Origin of the sequence: Krasilnikovia sp. MM14-A1004, from assembly GCF_047159485.1 — a bacterium.
GTDB lineage: Bacteria > Actinomycetota > Actinomycetes > Mycobacteriales > Micromonosporaceae > Actinoplanes.
Genome location: NZ_AP038773.1, coordinates 1,683,069 through 1,700,434, shown reverse-complemented (window position 1 = coordinate 1,700,434; position 17,366 = coordinate 1,683,069). Strand labels below are relative to the sequence as shown.

Sequence of the window (17,366 nt, the reverse complement as noted above, 5' to 3'; positions counted from 1 at the left end):
CTTGCAGACGCCGGTCATCATGATCGATTAAAGCCGGGGCGGGCAAGTCAACCCCACAGGCGAGACGCCGTCGGCGCCGCCGTGTATGCCGCCCATCATGAGCATCATCATCACTGGGCGGGCCAGCGCGATCGCGGCGGCCAACAGGGTCGATGCCGGCACCCCGACGGCGACCAGCCCGACGGCACCATCGGTCTCCTCCACAAGGAGATAGTGCAGCGTACGTAGGCGACGTCCACCATGTCCGGATCACCGGCTCGGTACATGGGCTCTCCTGGTCATCAACGCCGGCCTCGACCTCCTCAGGCTGGTCAGGGACCCCCAGTGATTCGGCGCCGCCGAACCGGGTAAGCAGATCTGGTGAAAAAGCACGTTAATGACCGGTTCGTGCGCGTCCGGGGCGCCGCCGAGCACAACCTTCGGAACGTCGACGTCGACCTTCCCCGCGATGCCATGGTCGCCTTCACCGGCGTCTCCGGTTCGGGCAAGTCCTCGCTGGCCTTCGGCACGCTCTACGCCGAGGCGCAGCGCCGGTACTTCGAGTCCGTCGCGCCGTACGCCCGCCGGCTGTTGCAGCAGGTCGGTGCACCGCACGTGCAGGAGATCACCGGCCTGCCCCCAGCGGTGGCCCTGCAACAGCGTCGCGGGGCACCCAGTTCGCGGTCGACGGTCGGCACCATCACCACGCTGTCCAACCTGCTGCGGATGCTCTACTCGCGCGCCGGGACCTACCCGCCGGACGCCCCCCGGCTGGAGGCCGAGGCGTTCTCCCCCAACACCGCGGCCGGCGCCTGCCCACGGTGTCACGGACTGGGCGTCGTACACGACGTCGCCGAGGACCTGCTCGTCCCGGACCCGTCGCTGAGCATCCGCGACGGCGCCATCGCGGCCTGGCCGGGCGCCTGGCAGGGCGCCAACCTGCGCAGCGTCGTGAGCGGCCTGGGGATCGACATCGACAGACCCTGGCGCAAGCTCAGGAAGAAGGACCGGGACTGGCTGCTCTACACCGACGAGCAGCCGTCCGTCCTCGTCGAGCCCGAACCGGGCCGCATCGACAGCGGCTACTACGGGAAGTTCTGGAGCGCCCGTCGGCACGTCATGCACGTGCTCGCCGACTCCAAGAGCGACCGGATGCGCGAGCGGGCGATGCGGTTCGTCCGGAGCGTGCCCTGCCCGGTGTGCCACGGCAGTGGCCTGCACCCGGAGGCGCTCGCGGTGACCTTCGCCGGCCGCACCATCGCCGACGTCAACGCGATGCCCCTCACCGCCGTCGTGGCGCTCCTGCGGCCCGCCGCGGGGTTGTCCGGGGCCGGGGCTGCCACGCCGAGCGCCCGGTCCGGGGAGACGACAGAGGTCGCGGTCCGGCTCTGCGCCGACCTGGTCGCGCGCGTCGAGGTGCTGCTCGACCTCGGCCTGGGGTACCTCAGCCTCGGGCGCCGCTCGACGACGCTGTCGACCGGTGAGGCGCAGCGCCTGCGGATCGCCACCCAGTTGCGTTCGGGGCTGTTCGCTGTCGTCTACGTGCTCGACGAGCCCTCCGCGGGCCTGCACCCGGCCGACGCGGAGCCGCTGCTGGACGTGCTGGACCGGCTGAAGGCGGCGGGCAACTCGCTGTTCGTCGTCGAGCACGACATGGACGTCGTCCGGCGGGCGGACTGGGTGGTCGACATCGGCCCCGGCGCGGGCGAGAGCGGCGGACGTGTGCTGTACAGCGGTCCGGTCCCCGGCCTCGAACAGGTCGAGGAGTCGGCCACCAGCCGGTACCTGTTCGGCCGTGCCGAGCCACTCGACCATCGCCCGCGTACGCCCCGGGGATGGCTGCACCTGCGCGGCGTCTCCCGCCACAACCTGCACGGCGTGTCCATCGACGTGCCGCTGCGGGTGCTGACCGCGGTGACCGGGGTGTCCGGTTCCGGGAAGTCGACGCTGGTCACGCAGGTGCTCGCCGAGGTCGTGCGCGGCCACCTCGGGCTGGCGAGCGACGAGCCCGACGAGGGGGAACTCGACGAGGCGGAGCTCGACGTCGACGTGCGGGACGCGGCGGGGCTCGACTCGTTCGACCGGTTGGTCCGGGTCGACCAGCGGCCCATCGGCCGCACGCCCCGGTCCAATCTGGCCACCTACACCGGAATGTTCGACGCGGTACGCAAGCTGTATGCGGCGACAGACGAGGCGCAGGCGCGCGGGTACGCGGCCGGGCGGTTCTCCTTCAACGTCGCGGAGGGGCGGTGCGAGACCTGCCAGGGCGAGGGGTTCGTCGCTGTCGAACTGCTGTTCCTGCCCGGGACGTACGCGCCATGCCCGGCCTGCCACGGCGCGCGGTACCACGCGGAGACGCTGGAGGTGACCTACCGCGGCAAGACCATCGCGGACGTACTGGCAATGTCCGTCGACAACGCCGCCACGTTCCTCGCCGACGTCCCGGCCGCCGCCCGGAGCCTGGAGACGCTCCGGGAGGTGGGGCTGGGCTACCTGCGGCTCGGCCAGCCGGCGACCGAGCTCAGCGGTGGCGAGGCCCAGCGCATCAAGCTCGCCACCGAGTTGCAGCGGGCCCGCCGCGGTCACGCGCTCTACCTGCTCGACGAGCCGACCGCGGGGCTGCACCCCGCGGACATCGCGCTGCTGCTGCGGCAACTGCACCGGCTCGTCGACGCCGGCAACACCGTCGTCCTGGTCGAGCACGACCTGGACACGATCGCCGGCGCCGACTGGGTCATCGACCTCGGCCCGGGCGGTGGGGACGCGGGCGGCCGGGTCGTCGCGACCGGCCCTCCCGCCACGATCGCCGAGGCCGGGGACAGCGCGACCGGGCGCCATCTGGCGCGCCGCCTCGCACGCTCGTGAGCGAACCTCCCCGGCCGTCAGCGCTTCATGACGTACTCGATCGCCTCGATGATCCGTGGGCGTGGAGCTGCGGCCCAGCCGTGCGCAATTGATTCAGATCAGCGCATTGGCGTACGTGGCGGCCGAAGCCGCGTGGCGGAGACCGTGTAGCCGCCGGCGATCAACATCGCCAGGCCGAACAGTGCCAGCGCGGTGACCGGTGTGCCGGTCACCGGTAGCCCGCTGTTCGCGGCGGCGATGGTGACCGGCAACGTCAGGTAGCGGACCTTGCCGTTCGGGCCGAGGCCGGCGGCGACAAACGTGTGCGCGCCGGTGTATGCGGCCGGGATCGTCACGGTGGTGGAGAACGAGCCGTTCGCAGCGACCACCGCGTGCGCCAGAACCTTCGGCTCCGAGTAGAGCGCCACCTCGACGGTGGTGCCCGCCTTGAACCCGTCGCCGGACACCGTGATGTCGCTTCCGGCGGCCGGGGTCTCGCCCTGGTTCACATCGGACTCCATGCTCGGGGCGTCCTTCGGCGGCGCCGGCGGCGCCGTCGCCACCCCGGTCGGGATTCCGGTGACACCGGCGCTGGCCGGCGAGGTGCCGCCCGGCCCGGTCGCTGTCACGGAGACCCGGTAGGTGACACCGGCCGACAGCCCGGTGATCGTGCAGGAGAGGGCCTTCGAGGCTTGGCAGGATCCGCCGGGGCTGACGCCGTCGGCCGCCACCGCCCTCGCGGTGAAGCTGGTCGTGAACTGCACCTTCTCCCAGTTCACGGTCAGTGCGCCTCGCCCGGCCTTCACCGTGGTGATCGTCGGCGCCTCCGGTGCCGGCGCCGTGCCGCCGGCCGTGACCAGTCCGTCGACGAAGGCGGGATCCGATCTGTCGGGACCGCTCATGGCTATCACGTAGACCTCGTACTCGGCGCCGGGGTCGAGGTCGTGACTGATGGTGCACCCCAGCCTGTCGCCGGGCTCGGAGGTGGGCTCGAAGCATCCGAAACCCGGATCGGTGGACCCGTGCGGCCTGGCGAAGGCTGAGTACTGGACCCCCGGGGGTTCGGCCAGCGGGTCCCAGCTGACGTGGATGCCCTCAGATGCGGTCTCGGCGGTGACGTTCGTCGGCGCGGCCAGCCCGTCCGCGCGGAGGCTCCGGTTCCCGTGCGACTTCTGCACCGCGCCGGCGTTCGCGGCCTTGGCTGTCGCAGAGGCGATGGCCTGGGCCGGAGTGGCCTGCAGGCCGAGCGCCGTGACGAATGTCAGAACCGCGGCAGCGCGCCGCAACAGGCGCCGCCCATGTGGGTGAGGCGCCAATGACCCGAGCCGCTGTCGCATTGAGTCCCCCGATGTGCAAGATCCGGTGCTCCGGTGAGCCCCTGGGACCACGTTAGCCACTAATACGACTGAAACATGACAAAAGTAATAGAGAAGCCAATCGTATTGTCTTGCGAACGAAATTCGCGTCCAGGGGTACGGGCGACATCGAGCCGGATCCGGCTGCTTGCAAGCCTGCGGCACACGCGCGGACCTACCCATGGAGCGGATGCGGCGTCCACACGTCACCCTGCGGTCAGCCGGATGTTCGTAACACGGGTCAGTCCGAGGCATCTGGCGCTGCGGTGTCGCGCGTGATCTGATCATGCGTCATGAGCATCCCCCAGTCGGTGGAAGCGTTGTGCGACGAGCTACGCCAGCGCGCAGGGTCGGGCAGCCGCATAGACCTGTGGGTACCCGACGAACTATCGCTCGGTGGTGCCGCATTGCCCATGGAACCGACCGGTATCGCCATGGCTATCATCGGCGACACCGCGCTGTCGCTGGACCTTTGGCCGGACGGCTTCACCCGGGGAGTAGCCGGGCGGACCTACCACTTCAAGGCCAGCGCCTCATAACGTCAGGACGACTGGCACGTGCGAGCGTCGGCGCGTTTCGGCGGCCTCGAACGGCGGCCGAGGCCCCGGGCCATACCATCGATGTCCACCTATAAAGCGAGGCCCGCGCCGGTCAGATAGGCGCCGAGAATCACCGGGCGGACGATGACAGGTTGGTCACGTGGCTGGCACCATGCGCGCGTGGATCGACTTCGTGCTGGTTGGTGGCGGCGGTGGGGCCTGGCTGCGCTTGGGGTGGCGCTTGTCATGGGGTCGGTCTGGGCGCCGTGGGTCCGATTGCATATTCCGGAGGACTCGACCTTCGTTTCCCTCGGGAGCCCCTTGACGTACGCGAGAAGCGAGGTCAGAACGTACGGGTTCGCGGGGCTGCAGGGCGCTCGCATCGACATGGTGGCCGACTGGGCGCTCCTGCTCGTCCTGGTCGCCCTTTCGTGGCGCTTGCCGCGGTGGCGCCGGCCGCTCGCCATCACCGCCAGCGTGCTGGCGATTCTTCTGGTGATCGTGATGTTCGGTGCTGGGACGGCAATCGCACATTCCTTAGTAGCGGGACAAGACCTGCCCTCGGACGCGGATCCCTATAACGCCACGATCGACTATCTCGGCGGCCTTTGGCTCGGCTTTATCGGCACCGCCGCCCTCGTCGCCGCCGTTGTTCTCCCCGACGCGCCGACGCAGAACGACAGCGCAGCGAAGGACCGAGCCATGAGCCCGAACGGTCACCCAACAAACAACCATCTGTCTGAATCGGTTCGGTTCCCGGGCTGAAGGCCAGGGATACGGTGTCGTCGTGAGCCAACCCGTCCTCCTGCTCGACCTCGATGGTGTCCTCAACCCCTTCGACGCCCCGGTCTGTCCGGAGGGTTACGTCGAGCGCGAGTTCTTCCCGGGTGAGGGACCGGAGCGCTACTGCATCGCCCACGGCGAGTGGATCCACGAGCTGGCGGCGGTGGGAGACCTGTGGTGGGCGACAGGTTGGGGCGAGCAGGCCAATACGCACTATCTGCCACTGCTGGGAGTCGAACCCCTGCCCGTCGTGCGTTTTCCGCCCGTGCCGTTCGCTCCCGAGCTGAAGGTGCCGGCGGTGGCAGAAGTTGTCGGCGACCGTCCGGCAGCCTGGATTGACGACAACCACACGGACGCGGGCAGGCGCTGGGCCGCCGAGCGCTCTGCGCCCACGCTGCTCGTCTCGATCAACCCGGCAGTCGGCTGGAACCGTACCGACGTCGACGAGGTGCTGGCATGGGTCGCGGCCCTGCGGCAACTCTGACCGCAACGACCAGACGCGCGGTACGTACAGCAACCGACAGCACCGCTAGCGACCGAGTGGGATCGGTGGCACCCTCCCGGCCCTGCGTGCCCCCGACACGGCCGAGGACCTGCCACCCGGTAGCGCTACGACTCACCAACCCGGCTCGTGGGTCACGGACCGCCATGCGGTGAAGGCCCATTCGGCGTCGTGGGTGTCTTCGCTGTGGAACAAGGTCTCCACGTAGTCGGTCGCCTCAACACCGGTGAAGCTGTAGCCGAGCAGGGCATACCGCAGCCCCTGACCGGGGTGGCGGTAGAACCACGCGGCGCGGAAACCGACCCCGTTGCTGCCACCCTCGCTGACCTTGCCGGTGGGGTTCGGCGGCAGGTCGCGCTCGATGTCGGCGAGGACGTCGAGGGTTGTCGCGCATCGGTACTCGACCCCCGACAAGACGCGCACGCTCCTGCCTGGAGCTTGCCAGATGACCGCGGTGCGGTCGGTGTCGACTCGGGTCCAACCGTCTGGCAGCTGGATGAACCAGCCCGCTCCGATTGAGCAGCGCATTTCCCCAGTGTGCCAGCGGTTGACGCCTGTTTCGCTCGCGGAGGACGCGACCGGTGGCGCGGCGGCCGGTGGGTGACTCCTTGAGCGTATGCTGGGCGTGCGACTTCACCTGATGGGTGCTCACGGGATCCGCGTCCGGCTCGGCGGGGTCAGCTCACGCGGCCGACCAACACCTCCACAGCGGCTTGCCGGCAGGCCAGGCTGCTGCCGTGCGTGGACAGGTACACCGCGCCGCGCGGGTGGCCGACGAGCCCCGTCTCCACCACGACGCACTCCGGGCGCGCCGATTCCAGAACGGTGAGCGCGTCGGAGATCCACGCATGCCGGCGGGCATCGCGGACCACGACGACCAAGGGGCGGTCCCCGGCCGCTGCCAGCACCTCGTGCTGCCAACGGCCGTCCCGGACGTCCGCCATGGCGAGCCGCACCGCCGTGGTGCCCGGCCGCACGCGGGCCATTAGGTGTCCCAGGTCGGGTGGTGGTTCCCGCCCCGCGACGGGGCTCATGCCGGCGGACAACTCCACCACGTGCGGCGCGGTGCGCAGCGGCAACGCCGGATCGGCACCGCGCGTGGTGACCCGCACGGCGCGGCGGGCGGCGGCCATGCCGATCGTGCCGTCCCGGCGCGGCGGTCGCCCGCCCGCGTACGTGCTGCTCCACCGGGCCAGTTCCGCGGCCCGACCGCCGGCCTCGGCCAGCCGCCGCTCGGACAGGTGGCCGGCGGTCACGGCGTCGACGATCGCGTCGCGCAGCAGTGTGGCCGTGGACTCGTCGGCATGCTCGCCGCCCACGCAGACGATGTCGGCTCCGGCGGCGAGTGCCCGCACTGCCGCGCCGGGCAGTCCGTACCGTATGGTTGCCGCGCGCATCTCGATGGCGTCCGTGATCGCCAGCCCGGTGAAGCCCAACTCCTCGCGGAGCAGCCCGGTGATGACTGCGCGGCTGGCGGTCGCCGGCGACCGCGGGTCGAGGGCCGGCACCAGCAGATGCCCGATCATCACGGCGCGGACGCCGGCGGCGATCGCGGCCCGGAAGGGGTGCAGCTCGCGGGCCGTCAACTCGTTGCGGGACGCCGTGACTACGGCGGCCTCCAGGTGCGAGTCGGTGCTGGTGTCGCCGTGGCCCGGGAAGTGCTTGGCGCAGGCCGCTACGCCGGCCCGCTGTTGCCCCCGGATCCACGCTTCGGTGTGGCGCGCGACCCGGTGCGGATCGGCGCCGAACGACCGGGCTCCGATCACCGGGTTGTCGGGGTTGGAGTTCACGTCCGCGTCGGGCGCGTAGTTGAGGGTGAGGCCGGCTTCGCGCATCGTCCAGCCGAGATCCTCCGCAACGGCCTCGGTGAGGGCCACATCGTCGACGGCGCCGAGCGCGTAGGCGCCGGGCCGGGTGCTGCCGGTGTATGCCTCCAGCCGGGTCACGACGCCGGTCTCCTCGTCGACCGCGACCGTCACGTCCGGGTTGGCCTGTCGCAGCATGCCGGTCAGCGCGGCGACCTGCTCCCCGCCCTCGACGTTACGGCCGAACAACACGACACCACCGAGCCCGTGCTCCAGCCGGCGCATCAGCCAGGCCGGTGGGACGGTGCCCACGAATCCGGCGTGCAGCACCGCGTCGGCCAGCCGGCTCAGGCGAGGGCTACGACCATGTGCGCCGGTCAACGACCCTCCTCGGGCAAGGCGGGTGCCGGACAGCCGACCTCATCGCCGCGCGGGCAGCACGTCGACGTCGGCGAGGTCGACGAACATGACCCGGTGGCCGAACTGGATCTGGACGTACCTCAGGGCGCCGCGGATCACCGTCCAGTCGCCCGGGCGGGAGCCGTCGAAGGTCGTGGTCCGGTAGTACTCACTGGAGACGATGCCGCCGACGGCGTAACGCTGCGCTGCCGGGAAGGTGTACTGCAAGGGGACGATCGGCTGCACGGGCACCCCGGCGGGATAGGCCGCCGGCTCGGGATAGGCCCGGCCGTACACCGGGATCGTGGCTCTGCCGGCCCTGGGCGTCGCGACGAGTCCGGTCGTCCACCGGGCGGTGGGTGCGGAGACGGGATTGTGGAACCACGCTTCCTGGCCGAGGTACCAGATCGCGGTCCAGTCGCCACGAACGTCGGCCAGCGCGTACACCTGGCCCGCCGAGGCACGGGCCGCGTGGTCCGAGATGACCATGGTGGAGGGCTCGCCGTTCGGGTGCAGCCCCACGTCGGCGGCGAGTGGAGCGGTCTCGGACGGTGCGGTGTGCAGGATCACCGCCGAGGAGCCGTGCGGCGGGCAGGGGTCGGTCGCGGTGCCGCTGCATCCGGTGAACGCCGGGGTGTTGCCCGCGTAGTACGGGTCGATGACGACCAACCCGCCGCGCGCGGTGCCCCCGCTCCGCAACGGCGCCCTGAGCAGGTCGAAGTAGTGCCCCCAGTCCCAGTACGGGCCCGGGTCCCAGTGCATGGCGGCCACGCTTGCCGCGGTGCTCCCGGGCACGTTGTCGTGACCGATGATGTGCTGACGGTCCAGCGGGATGCCCAACCGCGTCGCCAGGTAGCGCACCAGCTTCGCGGAGGCTCGGTACATCGCCTCGGTGTACCAGCTTCCCTGCGCCGCGAAACCCTCGTGCTCGATGCCGATCGATTTCGCATTGGCGTACCAGTTGCCCGCGTGCCAGCCCACGTCCCGGGTCGGGACGTGCTGGGCGACGTGCCCGTCGGCGGAGCGGACGGTGTAATGCCAGGCCACGTAGGTGGGATCCTGCGCCAGCCGGACCGCGGTGGCCCAGCTCTCCTCCGTGTCGTGGATGACGATGTAGTCGATGCTCTGATTGCGGGGACGGTCGGACAGGTCATGGTTGCCGTAGTCGCCCGGGTCGGCCGACAGCTGCTGGTACGGCGCGGGCAGCCACTCACACGACAGGTCGCTGGGGCATTCGAGCCCGCTGGGCCGCACCGTCCGGCGCAGACCCAGCCGGTCGAGCCACCACCGGTCCGGGGTGACCGGGGTCGCCGTCAGGCGTACGTGGTGCCCGTCGTCGGTGACCCGGTCCGCACCCGAGCGGATCGTGGCGAACACCTCGTCGGCGAAGGCCGCCGCGCCGTCCCGGTCGGCCGTGCCGGCGTACCTCGCCACCGCGCCGTACCACTGCGACACGTCGCCGGTGAGCGGCGCGCCGAGATCCCGCTGGTACGTGGCGAGCAGCGCCGCCCCGCCGTTGATGTTCGCTGCCGGATCCCGCCGCAGCGTGGCCTTGCCCGGGCCCGTCAGCGCGGCGGCCGCATCCAGTGTCTGCGCCGCACCGGCCGGTGGGGCGTCATCGCCGTCCGGCATCGCGACCAGCGGCGCCCGCCCGCCGTCACCGCGGACGTGGGTGTCTGCTTCCCTGGCCGCCGCGGGTGGGGGCATCGACGCCACAGACGTGGCGTCGGTCAGGTGCATCGGGCCGAACCCCGCGCTGGTACTCGGAAGACCACCGTTGGTGTCCCAACGGGACTCCAGATAGGACACACCCAGCAGCACCGCCTCCGGGACGTGGTGGGACGCCGCCGCTTCGGCGTATGCGTGCTGTCGGCCGTCGGTGGCGGCGCTGGGGCGGGCGTATGCCGTGAAGCCGGGCACGAGCAGCGCGGCGAGCGCCGCGCCGGTCGTCAGGGCGACACCACGGGTCAGTGAGGGTGGCATCGAACCTCCGATCACGAGGCTGTCAACCCATAGCTTCCCGTCAATGCACTCGGAAGTCAACAACAATCCACAACACCATGTACGGATCATTCCAGCTCGGCGCTCGATCGCTGGAGCATTCCACATGAACGGGCATGCCCGGCTCGGACCTCAGCCGTAGCGGGGCTCGATCCCCGACGTGACCAGACGGGTCAGCGCCCGGAAGCAGCGGATCGCCTCGTACATCGTCGGCAGCGTGAACCGCACCGACAGATCGCCGGTGCGCTCGACGCCCGGGATGTATGTCGCCAGAGCAGCCAGATGCGCCGCGTCGAAGGACACCTCGTACCGGTAGCCGCCGGGCTCGGCGGGGATCGGCCGGGCCGGCCGGCGCAGCGCCCGGCGCGCGCCCTCGCGGATGCGCGCCGCGCTGACCGCCGGAGGCAGGCAGATCGCGGAGTACCGGTCGACGCACGTCTTCACCGGCACGCCGACGGCGTCCGGCGCATACCCCGCCGCGTCGGCGCAGGTGAGATCGTCGCCGGTGACCAGCACCACCGGCACCGCGAACTCGGCCGCCAGGAGCGCGTTCATCCGGCCCTCGGAGGCGGGCGATCCGTTGATCCGTACGGAGGTGATGGAGTTCGCGAGATAGGTGTGCGCCAGCACCCCCAACTCCCCCGCGCCCATGTGGTAGCCGACGAAGGCCACCGCGTCGGGCGAGCGGTCGATGCCTTCCATCATCCCCAGTGGTTTGTGCGCACCGATCAGGAGCGAGGCCCGGGCGTCGAGCCGGTCGAGCAACAGGTTGCGCTGGTCGGCGTGGGCCTCGTTGACGAGGATCTCGTCGGCGCCCGCTTCGGCGAAGCCGGCCACGGCCGCGTTGACGTCACCGGTGAGCAGCCGGCGGCAGTACTCCCACCGGGGGTGGCCGGGCTCGCAGTCGTCGGGAGTGGTGACGCCGGTGACGCCCTCCATGTCGGCCGAGATGAGCACCTTCATCGTGACGCGCCCTCCTGCGCCGTCGTCATGCCGGCTCGGCGGTCACGTACCGCCCGAGCACGGCGGCCCCGAACGCCAGGCTGTCGACCAGCACCCGCTCGTCGACGCCGTGGACGTAGTCGCCGTACGCGAAACCGGGTGGCGTGGTGCCGGGCGCGAAGCCGTAGCACTCGATGCCGAGGCGGCTGAACGCCTTCGCGTCGGTGCCACCCGCCATGCAGTACGGCAGGATCAGCGCCTGCGGGTCGCAGGCGCGCAGTGCGGCCGCCATCGCCGCGAAATCCGGCGAGTCGTGTCGCGCGGTGACGGGCTCGTCGTAGTTCACGAAGGTCCGGCTCACCCGGCCGCCGAGCAGCCGGTCGACGGTGGCGAAGAACGCGTCCTGCGCACCGGGCAGGATCCGGCCGTCCACCCCCGCCGTGGCCGTACTCGGAATGACGTTGTGCTTGTATCCGGCGCGCAACATCGTGGGGTTGAGCGAGTTCGACATCGTCGAGGCGACCAGCACGGCAGCCTCGCCGAACTGGTCGAGACCGGCCGGGTCGGTGAGGTCGACATCGACGCCGAGATGCGTGCTCAGCCCGTCCACGAGTGCCGCGACGGTCGGGGTGAGGTGCACCGGCCACCGGTGCTGCGCCAGCCGGGCCACCGCCCCGGCCAGGGCCGCGACCGCGTTGCCGGGGTTGGGCCGCGATCCGTGGCCGGCGGGCCCGGCCGCCTCGAGGTTCATCCAGGCGCTGCCCCGCTCCCCGGTGGCGATCGGGTACAGGCGGCTGCCGTCGGGCAGGTGTACCGCGTGCCCGCCGGACTCGCCGATCGCGACACGCACGCCGGCGAACAGCCCGGCGTGCTCCCGGACCAGGAATCCCGAGCCGTAGGCTCCGGTGTCCTCCTCGTCCGCCACGAAGGCGAGCACGATGTCGCGGGGCGGCACGATCCCGTCGCGGGCGAGGGAGCACACGACCGCGAGCGTCATGGCGGCCATGTTCTTCATGTCCAGGGCGCCCCGGCCCCAGACGGCGCCGTCGCGGACCTCACCGCCGAACGGGTCGACGCTCCAGTCCTCGGCGGCCACCGGCACGACGTCGAGGTGTGCGTGCACGAGCAGGGCCGGGGCCGTACGGTCGGCTCCGGGGATGCGGGCGACCGTGTTCGCGCGTCCGGGCGCGGACTCGAGGACGAGCGGGTCGTAGCCGGCGTCGGCCAACAGCTGCGCGATCCACTCGGCGCATGGGCGTTCGCCGCGCGAGCGGCCGCCGCCGAAGTTGGACGTGTCGAACCGGATGAGCCGGGAGCAGAACTCGACCGCGTCGGCGACCAGCGCCGGGTCGGCGCCGCTGACGGTGCTCATGCCCCGGCCCCGGGCTCGTCTTCGGCTTCGAGGTAGCACTGGAGGCTGTTGGCCGCCTCGATGCGGCGTCGGGCGCGGCGCGCGGCGCCCTTCGCCCCGGCCGCCGCCAGGGAAGCGAGAATGTGGCCCACCGAGACCACGGCAGTCGGCGAGTGTGTGGCGGATTCGCTGCCGGTATTGATCGCCAGCACGTGGTCGGCGACCTCGCTGACCGGACTGGAATAGTCGTCGGTCAGGGCGACGACCGCGCAGCCGCGCGCGTGGAACGCCCCGGCGAGGCGCCGGGTGAACCGGCTGTAGCTGCGGAAACTGAACGCGATCAGGACGTCGTCGCGATGGGCATCGGTCAACGCGGCGACCGCCGAGGTGGACGTCGGCTGGACCAGAGTCACGTCGCGCAGCGCGCTGCTCAGGTCGGTGGCGAACAGGGCCGCGTAGCCGGTGGACTTCAGATCGCCGAACACCCATCGGCGGCGCCCACCGATGATCGTCTGGGCGGCCAGCTCCAGCGCCCCGTTGGACTGCAGGGCGTTCAGGGTTTCGGCGAGGTTGTCCTGCTCGTGGCGGAGCACCCGGCGCAGCGCCAGCCGGCCACCGGTCCGCCCCGCGCGGCCGGTGAATCTCAGGTCCGGCTCGGCGAGCCGGCGCGCGGTCTCCTGGCCGGCGCGGTCGCGCAGTTCCCGGGTGCCGGTGAAACCCGCGTCGGCCAGCAGCCGGTCGAGGTCCTCGGCGGTGGCCCGCGCCGAGGACAGCAGCAGGCCGGGTCGGCGCTGCAGGGACTCGGGGTAGTCGGCCGCGATGGCTCGATAGAGCCGCTCACCGACGTCGCCGTGGTGGGCCGAGGCGAGCTTCAACGCCGTGAGCACCGGGGTCGGCGCGAGCGGGGTCGTCATCGGGACCTCCTGGTCCGTTCGCGGCGGAACACCAACTGTGAGTTAACGCCCCCGTACACATCCATTGTTTTAAATCAATCGAAGTCTTAGCCTCGGGTCATGGTTGCGTCAAGGCCCGGCACCGACGCCGTCGACCACGAACCCGGACGCAGCCCGGACGACGCGGCGGTCCACGCCCTGGCGGCGCGGGTGGTGCGGGCCCGCCGGGCCGCCGGCCTCACCCTCGCCGCGGTGGCCGACCGGGCGCGGGTGTCGGCCGCGTACGTCTCACAGATCGAATCCGCGACCGCCAACCCGACCGTGCGCTCCCTGGCCCGGGTGGCGGACGCGCTGGGGACCCCGCTGGGCGAGCTGCTCAGCTCGCCGGGCGACCACGCGCCGCAGGGGCGGCGGTTCGAGCCCCGCTTCGCCGCCACCCCGCGGGCGGCCACGACCGCGGGCGCGCAGGCGATCTGGGATCTCACCGCGATGGGCTCCAGCCGGATCGGCGCGCGCCTGGTCCGCGGCGACGTGGGCGACCACGCCAACCCGACCAGCCATGCCGGCGAGGAGTTCCTGATGGTGCTCGCCGGGCGCTGCCGACTGCACGTGGGTGGCCTCACCCGCGATCTGACGCCGTTCGCCGCGTGCCATTTCGCCTCGTCCGACCCACACCACATCGACCAGGCCAGCGAGGATCTGCTGATGCTGGCCGTACTCACCGGGAGCTGACGGAGCCATGTCCCTGCCGCGAGATCGCGTCATCGCACCGTACGGTGAATGGCCCTCTCCCATCGACGTGGCGCACGCCGCGGCCGCGTCCGGCACGCTGAGCTGGCCATCCATCGTTGGTGACGAGGTCTGGTGGTGCTCGTCGGACCCGCAGACCGCGACGGTCCGCCTGCTGCGATGCCGGCCCGGCGCACCGCCCAGCGAGGTGCTCCCCTGCTCGGTACGCTCCGGAGCGCTGGGCTACGGCGGTCGGCCCTACCTGGCCGTGACCGGCCCGGAACAGCACCTGCTGGTCTTCGTCGACGCCCGCGACCAGCGTCTGTACCGCGCCCAGGTGGCCGGCGTGGCCTCGTCACCCGTGCCCCACCCGCAGCCGCTGACTCCGCCGGACCCCGACGGCGTCACCACCTGCTACGCCGACCCGGTGCTCGCACCCGGTGGGGACGAGGTCTGGTGCATCCGCGAGGTGATCACGGCGGCGTCCGCCGGAACGGGACGCCGGGTGTCGCGGGAGATCGTCGCCGTTCCCCTGGCCGGCGCCGACGACCCCGCCGCGATGAGAATCGTGGCGGCCTCGCACCATTTCCTGTCCGGAGTGCGCATCAGCCCGGACGGCCGACGCCTGGCCTGGATCGGATGGGACCACCCGCAGATGCCGTGGGACGGCAGCGAGCTGATGGTGGCCGACCTACGGGACGGCGTCGCGGTCGGCCCTCGCCGGGTACTGGGTGGGCCGCGGGTCTCCGTGCCGCAGGCCGAGTGGGCCGGTCCGTCCTCGCTGTATGCGATGGCCGATCCGGACGGGTGGTGGAACCTGCACCGGATCGAGCTGCGCGACGGCGGCGCCGGAGTGCGGTGCGTCCTGCCGATGCCGCGGGACTGCGCCGGCCCGCTGTGGTCGGTCGGCGCCACCTGGTTCGCGGTCACCGGTGTCGGCGTCGTCCTGCGGTACGGCGTCGGCAGTCAGCGCCTGGCGCTGTGGGATCCCGGGTCCGGCGCGCTGCGCGACCTCATTCCGGGCTGGACGCGGTTCGGATCGGCCATCGCCGGGACCGGCGCGGATCCTGACGCCGACGCGGCGGTGGTTGTGGTCGCCGCTGCCGAAGCGCGGGACAGCACCGTGGTGCACGTCCCCCTGCCCCGCGCACCCGGCCAGCCCGCCGCCGCGGCGACCGCATGCACGACCCCTGCCCACGAGCACCTGCGGCCGTGGAACCCCGCGGCAGTACGGCGCACCGCGTACGGCGTCGCGGGCCGCGAGGTGCACTACGTCTACTACCCGCCCACCAGCCCACATTTCGCCGGCCCGCCCGGTGTCGCACCGCCGCTGCTGGTGCACGCGCACGGCGGCCCGACGTCCAGCGCGGACGCCAGCCCGGACCTCGAGTTCGGACTCTTCTGCAGCCGGGGGTTCGCGGTCGCGAGCGTCGACTACGGCGGTTCGACGGGTTACGGGCGGGCCTACCGGGACCGGCTGCGTGGCGCCTGGGGCATCGTCGACGTCGAGGACTGCGTGGCGGTGGCCGACGATCTGGCCGCCGATGGTCTCGCCGATGCCGCACGCACCGCGATCCGCGGAGGATCGGCGGGCGGCTGGACCACGCTGGCGAGCCTCGCCGCCACCGACACCTTCTGCGCCGGTACCGCCTACTACCCCATCAGCGACCCGCTGACCTGGCACGGCGACGCCACCCACGACTTCGAATCCTCGTACGTGCACAGCCTCATCGGCGAACTGCCGGGTGACACCGAGCGGTACCGGCGGGTCTCGCCGCTGGCCAACGCGGGCCGTATCCGCGCTCCGCTGCTGATCCTGCAGGGATCCGACGACGTCATCTGCCCGCCGGATCAGGCCCAGCGGATCGTCGACGCGGTGGCCGCCCGCGGACTGCGACACCGGTATCTGCTGTTCGCCGGCGAGGGCCACGGCTTCCGTACGGCGGCCAGCGTCGCCGCGTCGCTGCGCGCCGAGGCGGAGCTCTACTCGGAGGCCATGGGCATCACGGTCGACCTCGGCGGGTGCGAGCGAGCTGCTCCGTTGGTTGCCGGCCCGGCCGTGGTCACCAGTTCGCCTGGGCGGGCGCGGCCGGCAGGGCCACCGTCGGAGGGTGGATGAGGTAGACGGTCCCGCCACTGCTGTTGCGCCACGCCGTCTCGAACTGGGCACGACCGAACACCTTGCGTACGCCCGCGTTGTCCGCGGCCATCGGATCGTTCATGACCGGGTCGCCGTCTCCGGTGAATCCGACGACGACCATGAGGTGGCCGTCGGTGGCGTAGTCAGCGCCGGGGATCTCGTCCCTGGTGAACGAGGCGGACACGATCACCGGCACACCCGCGTCGATGAACTGCTCCACCTCGTTCAACGAACGCATCCGGGTGACGAACGCGCACAGGCCGAATCGGGCGGCGTACGCGGTGTTGAACGGCCAGTTGCCGCACCCGGTGTAGTGGTGGTCGTAGGTGCTGCGCGCCGCGTGGTCGATCCACGGGTGGAGGTAGGACGGATCGACCCACGCGTAGTCGGCGGGCGTGGGCCCGGCACCCCAGTACGCGAGGACCATCGACGTCGAGGTGGGGCTGCACCATGACGCGCCACCGTTGTCCCACTGCGGGTACTGGCCGGCGTGGAGTTTCTGCGCATACCCGGGCACGGGCAGCGCGGTGCCCAGCGCGGTCACGGGTGTGCTGGTCGGGTGCGCGGCGGGAGCGGGCAGCCGGGAGACCATCACCCCGGCCGATCGTACGGTCGGGCTCTCGGCGGTACCGGCCGGCCGGTACAGGGTGATCCGCAGTTGCCAGGCGACCAGGGCGGCCCCGTCGGCGACGACCAGGGTGTCGCTGTCCACCCTCGCGTGGGTGTCGCTCTGCCCGGGCACCGACGTACGCAGGAACTCGATGTCGTCGGCCGCCCACCGGCCCAGCACGTACCAGGTCGTGCGGGCGCCGTCGGGGGTGGCGCCGCGCAGCTCGGCCTGGATCCAGGTGCCCCCGGGCGTCACGGCGTTCCAGGACGCGACCGCCTGACTGGCGGCGAAGCCCGGCTGCGCCCACGGCGAACTCCAGGTGGCGTACTCATAGGTTGTCGTGCCGCCGCGGAACGGGTCGAGGTAGTCGGTGCGGCCTCCCGCAGTGGCGAGGACGAGCCCACCGGGGCCGGTCCTCGTGCCCGCGTGGACACCGGCGTCGAAGCCGCCCGTGCCACCCCACGCGTGGTATCTGATGTCGCGGCGCACGGCGG

Annotated in this window: 15 protein-coding genes; 6 read left to right on the top strand and 9 right to left on the bottom strand. The window is 71.7% G+C overall.

Translation table 11 applies throughout. The annotated features are described in order from the left end of the window. Nucleotides 1-27: 27 nt before the first annotated feature. Nucleotides 28-204 carry a hypothetical protein gene (locus tag ACMCNN_RS07810; RefSeq protein ID WP_412745504.1) on the bottom strand — a complete coding sequence of 59 codons (177 nt, stop codon included), beginning with the start codon at nt 202-204 and terminating at the stop codon, nt 28-30. A 156-nt stretch (nt 205-360) separates the two neighbouring features. Here ACMCNN_RS07810 and uvrA point away from each other — a divergent pair, with 156 nt between their 5' ends. After that, on the top strand, nt 361-2,844 hold the full coding sequence (gene uvrA, locus ACMCNN_RS07805; protein WP_412745503.1) for an excinuclease ABC subunit UvrA: 2,484 nt from the start codon (nt 361-363) through the stop codon (nt 2,842-2,844). A gap of 98 nt (nt 2,845-2,942) precedes the next feature. Here the strand turns inward: uvrA and ACMCNN_RS07800 are convergent, their stop codons facing one another. Next, nucleotides 2,943-4,109 (bottom strand): fibronectin type III domain-containing protein, encoded by a 1,167-nt coding sequence (locus ACMCNN_RS07800; protein WP_412745502.1) that lies wholly within the window; start codon nt 4,107-4,109, stop codon nt 2,943-2,945. A gap of 362 nt (nt 4,110-4,471) precedes the next feature. Here ACMCNN_RS07800 and ACMCNN_RS07795 point away from each other — a divergent pair, with 362 nt between their 5' ends. The 3 genes from ACMCNN_RS07795 to ACMCNN_RS07785 all read left to right on the top strand — a co-directional run bounded on the left by ACMCNN_RS07795 (nt 4,472) and on the right by ACMCNN_RS07785 (nt 5,984). Then, a complete protein-coding gene (locus tag ACMCNN_RS07795) occupies nt 4,472-4,717 on the top strand; it encodes a hypothetical protein (protein WP_412745501.1) in 246 nt (81 codons plus the stop codon). Nucleotides 4,718-4,897: 180 nt separating this feature from the next. Continuing rightward, on the top strand, nt 4,898-5,482 hold the full coding sequence (locus ACMCNN_RS07790; protein ID WP_412745500.1) for a hypothetical protein: 585 nt from the start codon (nt 4,898-4,900) through the stop codon (nt 5,480-5,482). 22 nt (nt 5,483-5,504) lie between these two features. Continuing rightward, a complete protein-coding gene (locus tag ACMCNN_RS07785; RefSeq protein ID WP_412745499.1) occupies nt 5,505-5,984 on the top strand; it encodes a hypothetical protein in 480 nt (159 codons plus the stop codon). A 132-nt stretch (nt 5,985-6,116) separates the two neighbouring features. On the opposite strand, the gene ACMCNN_RS07780 is transcribed toward ACMCNN_RS07785, so the two are convergent. The 6 genes from ACMCNN_RS07780 to ACMCNN_RS07755 form a co-directional block, all read right to left on the bottom strand. Continuing rightward, on the bottom strand, nt 6,117-6,425 hold the full coding sequence (locus ACMCNN_RS07780; RefSeq protein ID WP_412745498.1) for a hypothetical protein: 309 nt from the start codon (nt 6,423-6,425) through the stop codon (nt 6,117-6,119). 254 nt (nt 6,426-6,679) lie between these two features. Beyond that, complete coding sequence (locus ACMCNN_RS07775) at nt 6,680-8,188, bottom strand: glycoside hydrolase family 3 protein (RefSeq protein WP_412745497.1); 1,509 nt, start codon at nt 8,186-8,188, stop codon at nt 6,680-6,682. Nucleotides 8,189-8,227: 39 nt separating this feature from the next. After that, nucleotides 8,228-10,189: an N-acetylmuramoyl-L-alanine amidase gene (locus ACMCNN_RS07770; protein WP_412745496.1), complete on the bottom strand. Its 1,962-nt coding sequence runs from the start codon at nt 10,187-10,189 to the stop codon at nt 8,228-8,230. Nucleotides 10,190-10,339: 150 nt separating this feature from the next. After that, nucleotides 10,340-11,170 carry a M55 family metallopeptidase gene (locus tag ACMCNN_RS07765; protein ID WP_412745495.1) on the bottom strand — a complete coding sequence of 277 codons (831 nt, stop codon included), beginning with the start codon at nt 11,168-11,170 and terminating at the stop codon, nt 10,340-10,342. 25 nt (nt 11,171-11,195) lie between these two features. Then, nucleotides 11,196-12,521 carry a M20/M25/M40 family metallo-hydrolase gene (locus ACMCNN_RS07760; RefSeq protein ID WP_412745494.1) on the bottom strand — a complete coding sequence of 442 codons (1,326 nt, stop codon included), beginning with the start codon at nt 12,519-12,521 and terminating at the stop codon, nt 11,196-11,198. Beyond that, the gene (locus tag ACMCNN_RS07755; RefSeq protein ID WP_412745493.1) at nt 12,518-13,414 is read right to left on the bottom strand and encodes a MurR/RpiR family transcriptional regulator; all 897 of its coding nucleotides are present in this window, start codon (nt 13,412-13,414) and stop codon (nt 12,518-12,520) included. The genes ACMCNN_RS07760 and ACMCNN_RS07755 overlap by 4 nt, the downstream gene beginning before the upstream one ends. A 99-nt stretch (nt 13,415-13,513) precedes the next feature. Here ACMCNN_RS07755 and ACMCNN_RS07750 point away from each other — a divergent pair, with 99 nt between their 5' ends. Together ACMCNN_RS07750 and ACMCNN_RS07745 are read left to right on the top strand one after the other, a co-directional pair. Further along, complete coding sequence (locus tag ACMCNN_RS07750) at nt 13,514-14,125, top strand: helix-turn-helix domain-containing protein (protein WP_412745492.1); 612 nt, start codon at nt 13,514-13,516, stop codon at nt 14,123-14,125. A 67-nt stretch (nt 14,126-14,192) separates the two neighbouring features. Next, entirely contained in the window at nt 14,193-16,241 is a 2,049-nt protein-coding gene (locus ACMCNN_RS07745; RefSeq protein ID WP_412745491.1) for a prolyl oligopeptidase family serine peptidase, read from the top strand. Here the strand turns inward: ACMCNN_RS07745 and ACMCNN_RS07740 are convergent. Further along, nucleotides 16,186-17,361, bottom strand: a complete 1,176-nt coding sequence (locus ACMCNN_RS07740) for a C39 family peptidase (protein ID WP_412745490.1) — start codon at nt 17,359-17,361, stop codon at nt 16,186-16,188. The genes ACMCNN_RS07745 and ACMCNN_RS07740 overlap by 56 nt on opposite strands. Nucleotides 17,362-17,366 lie beyond the last annotated feature (5 nt).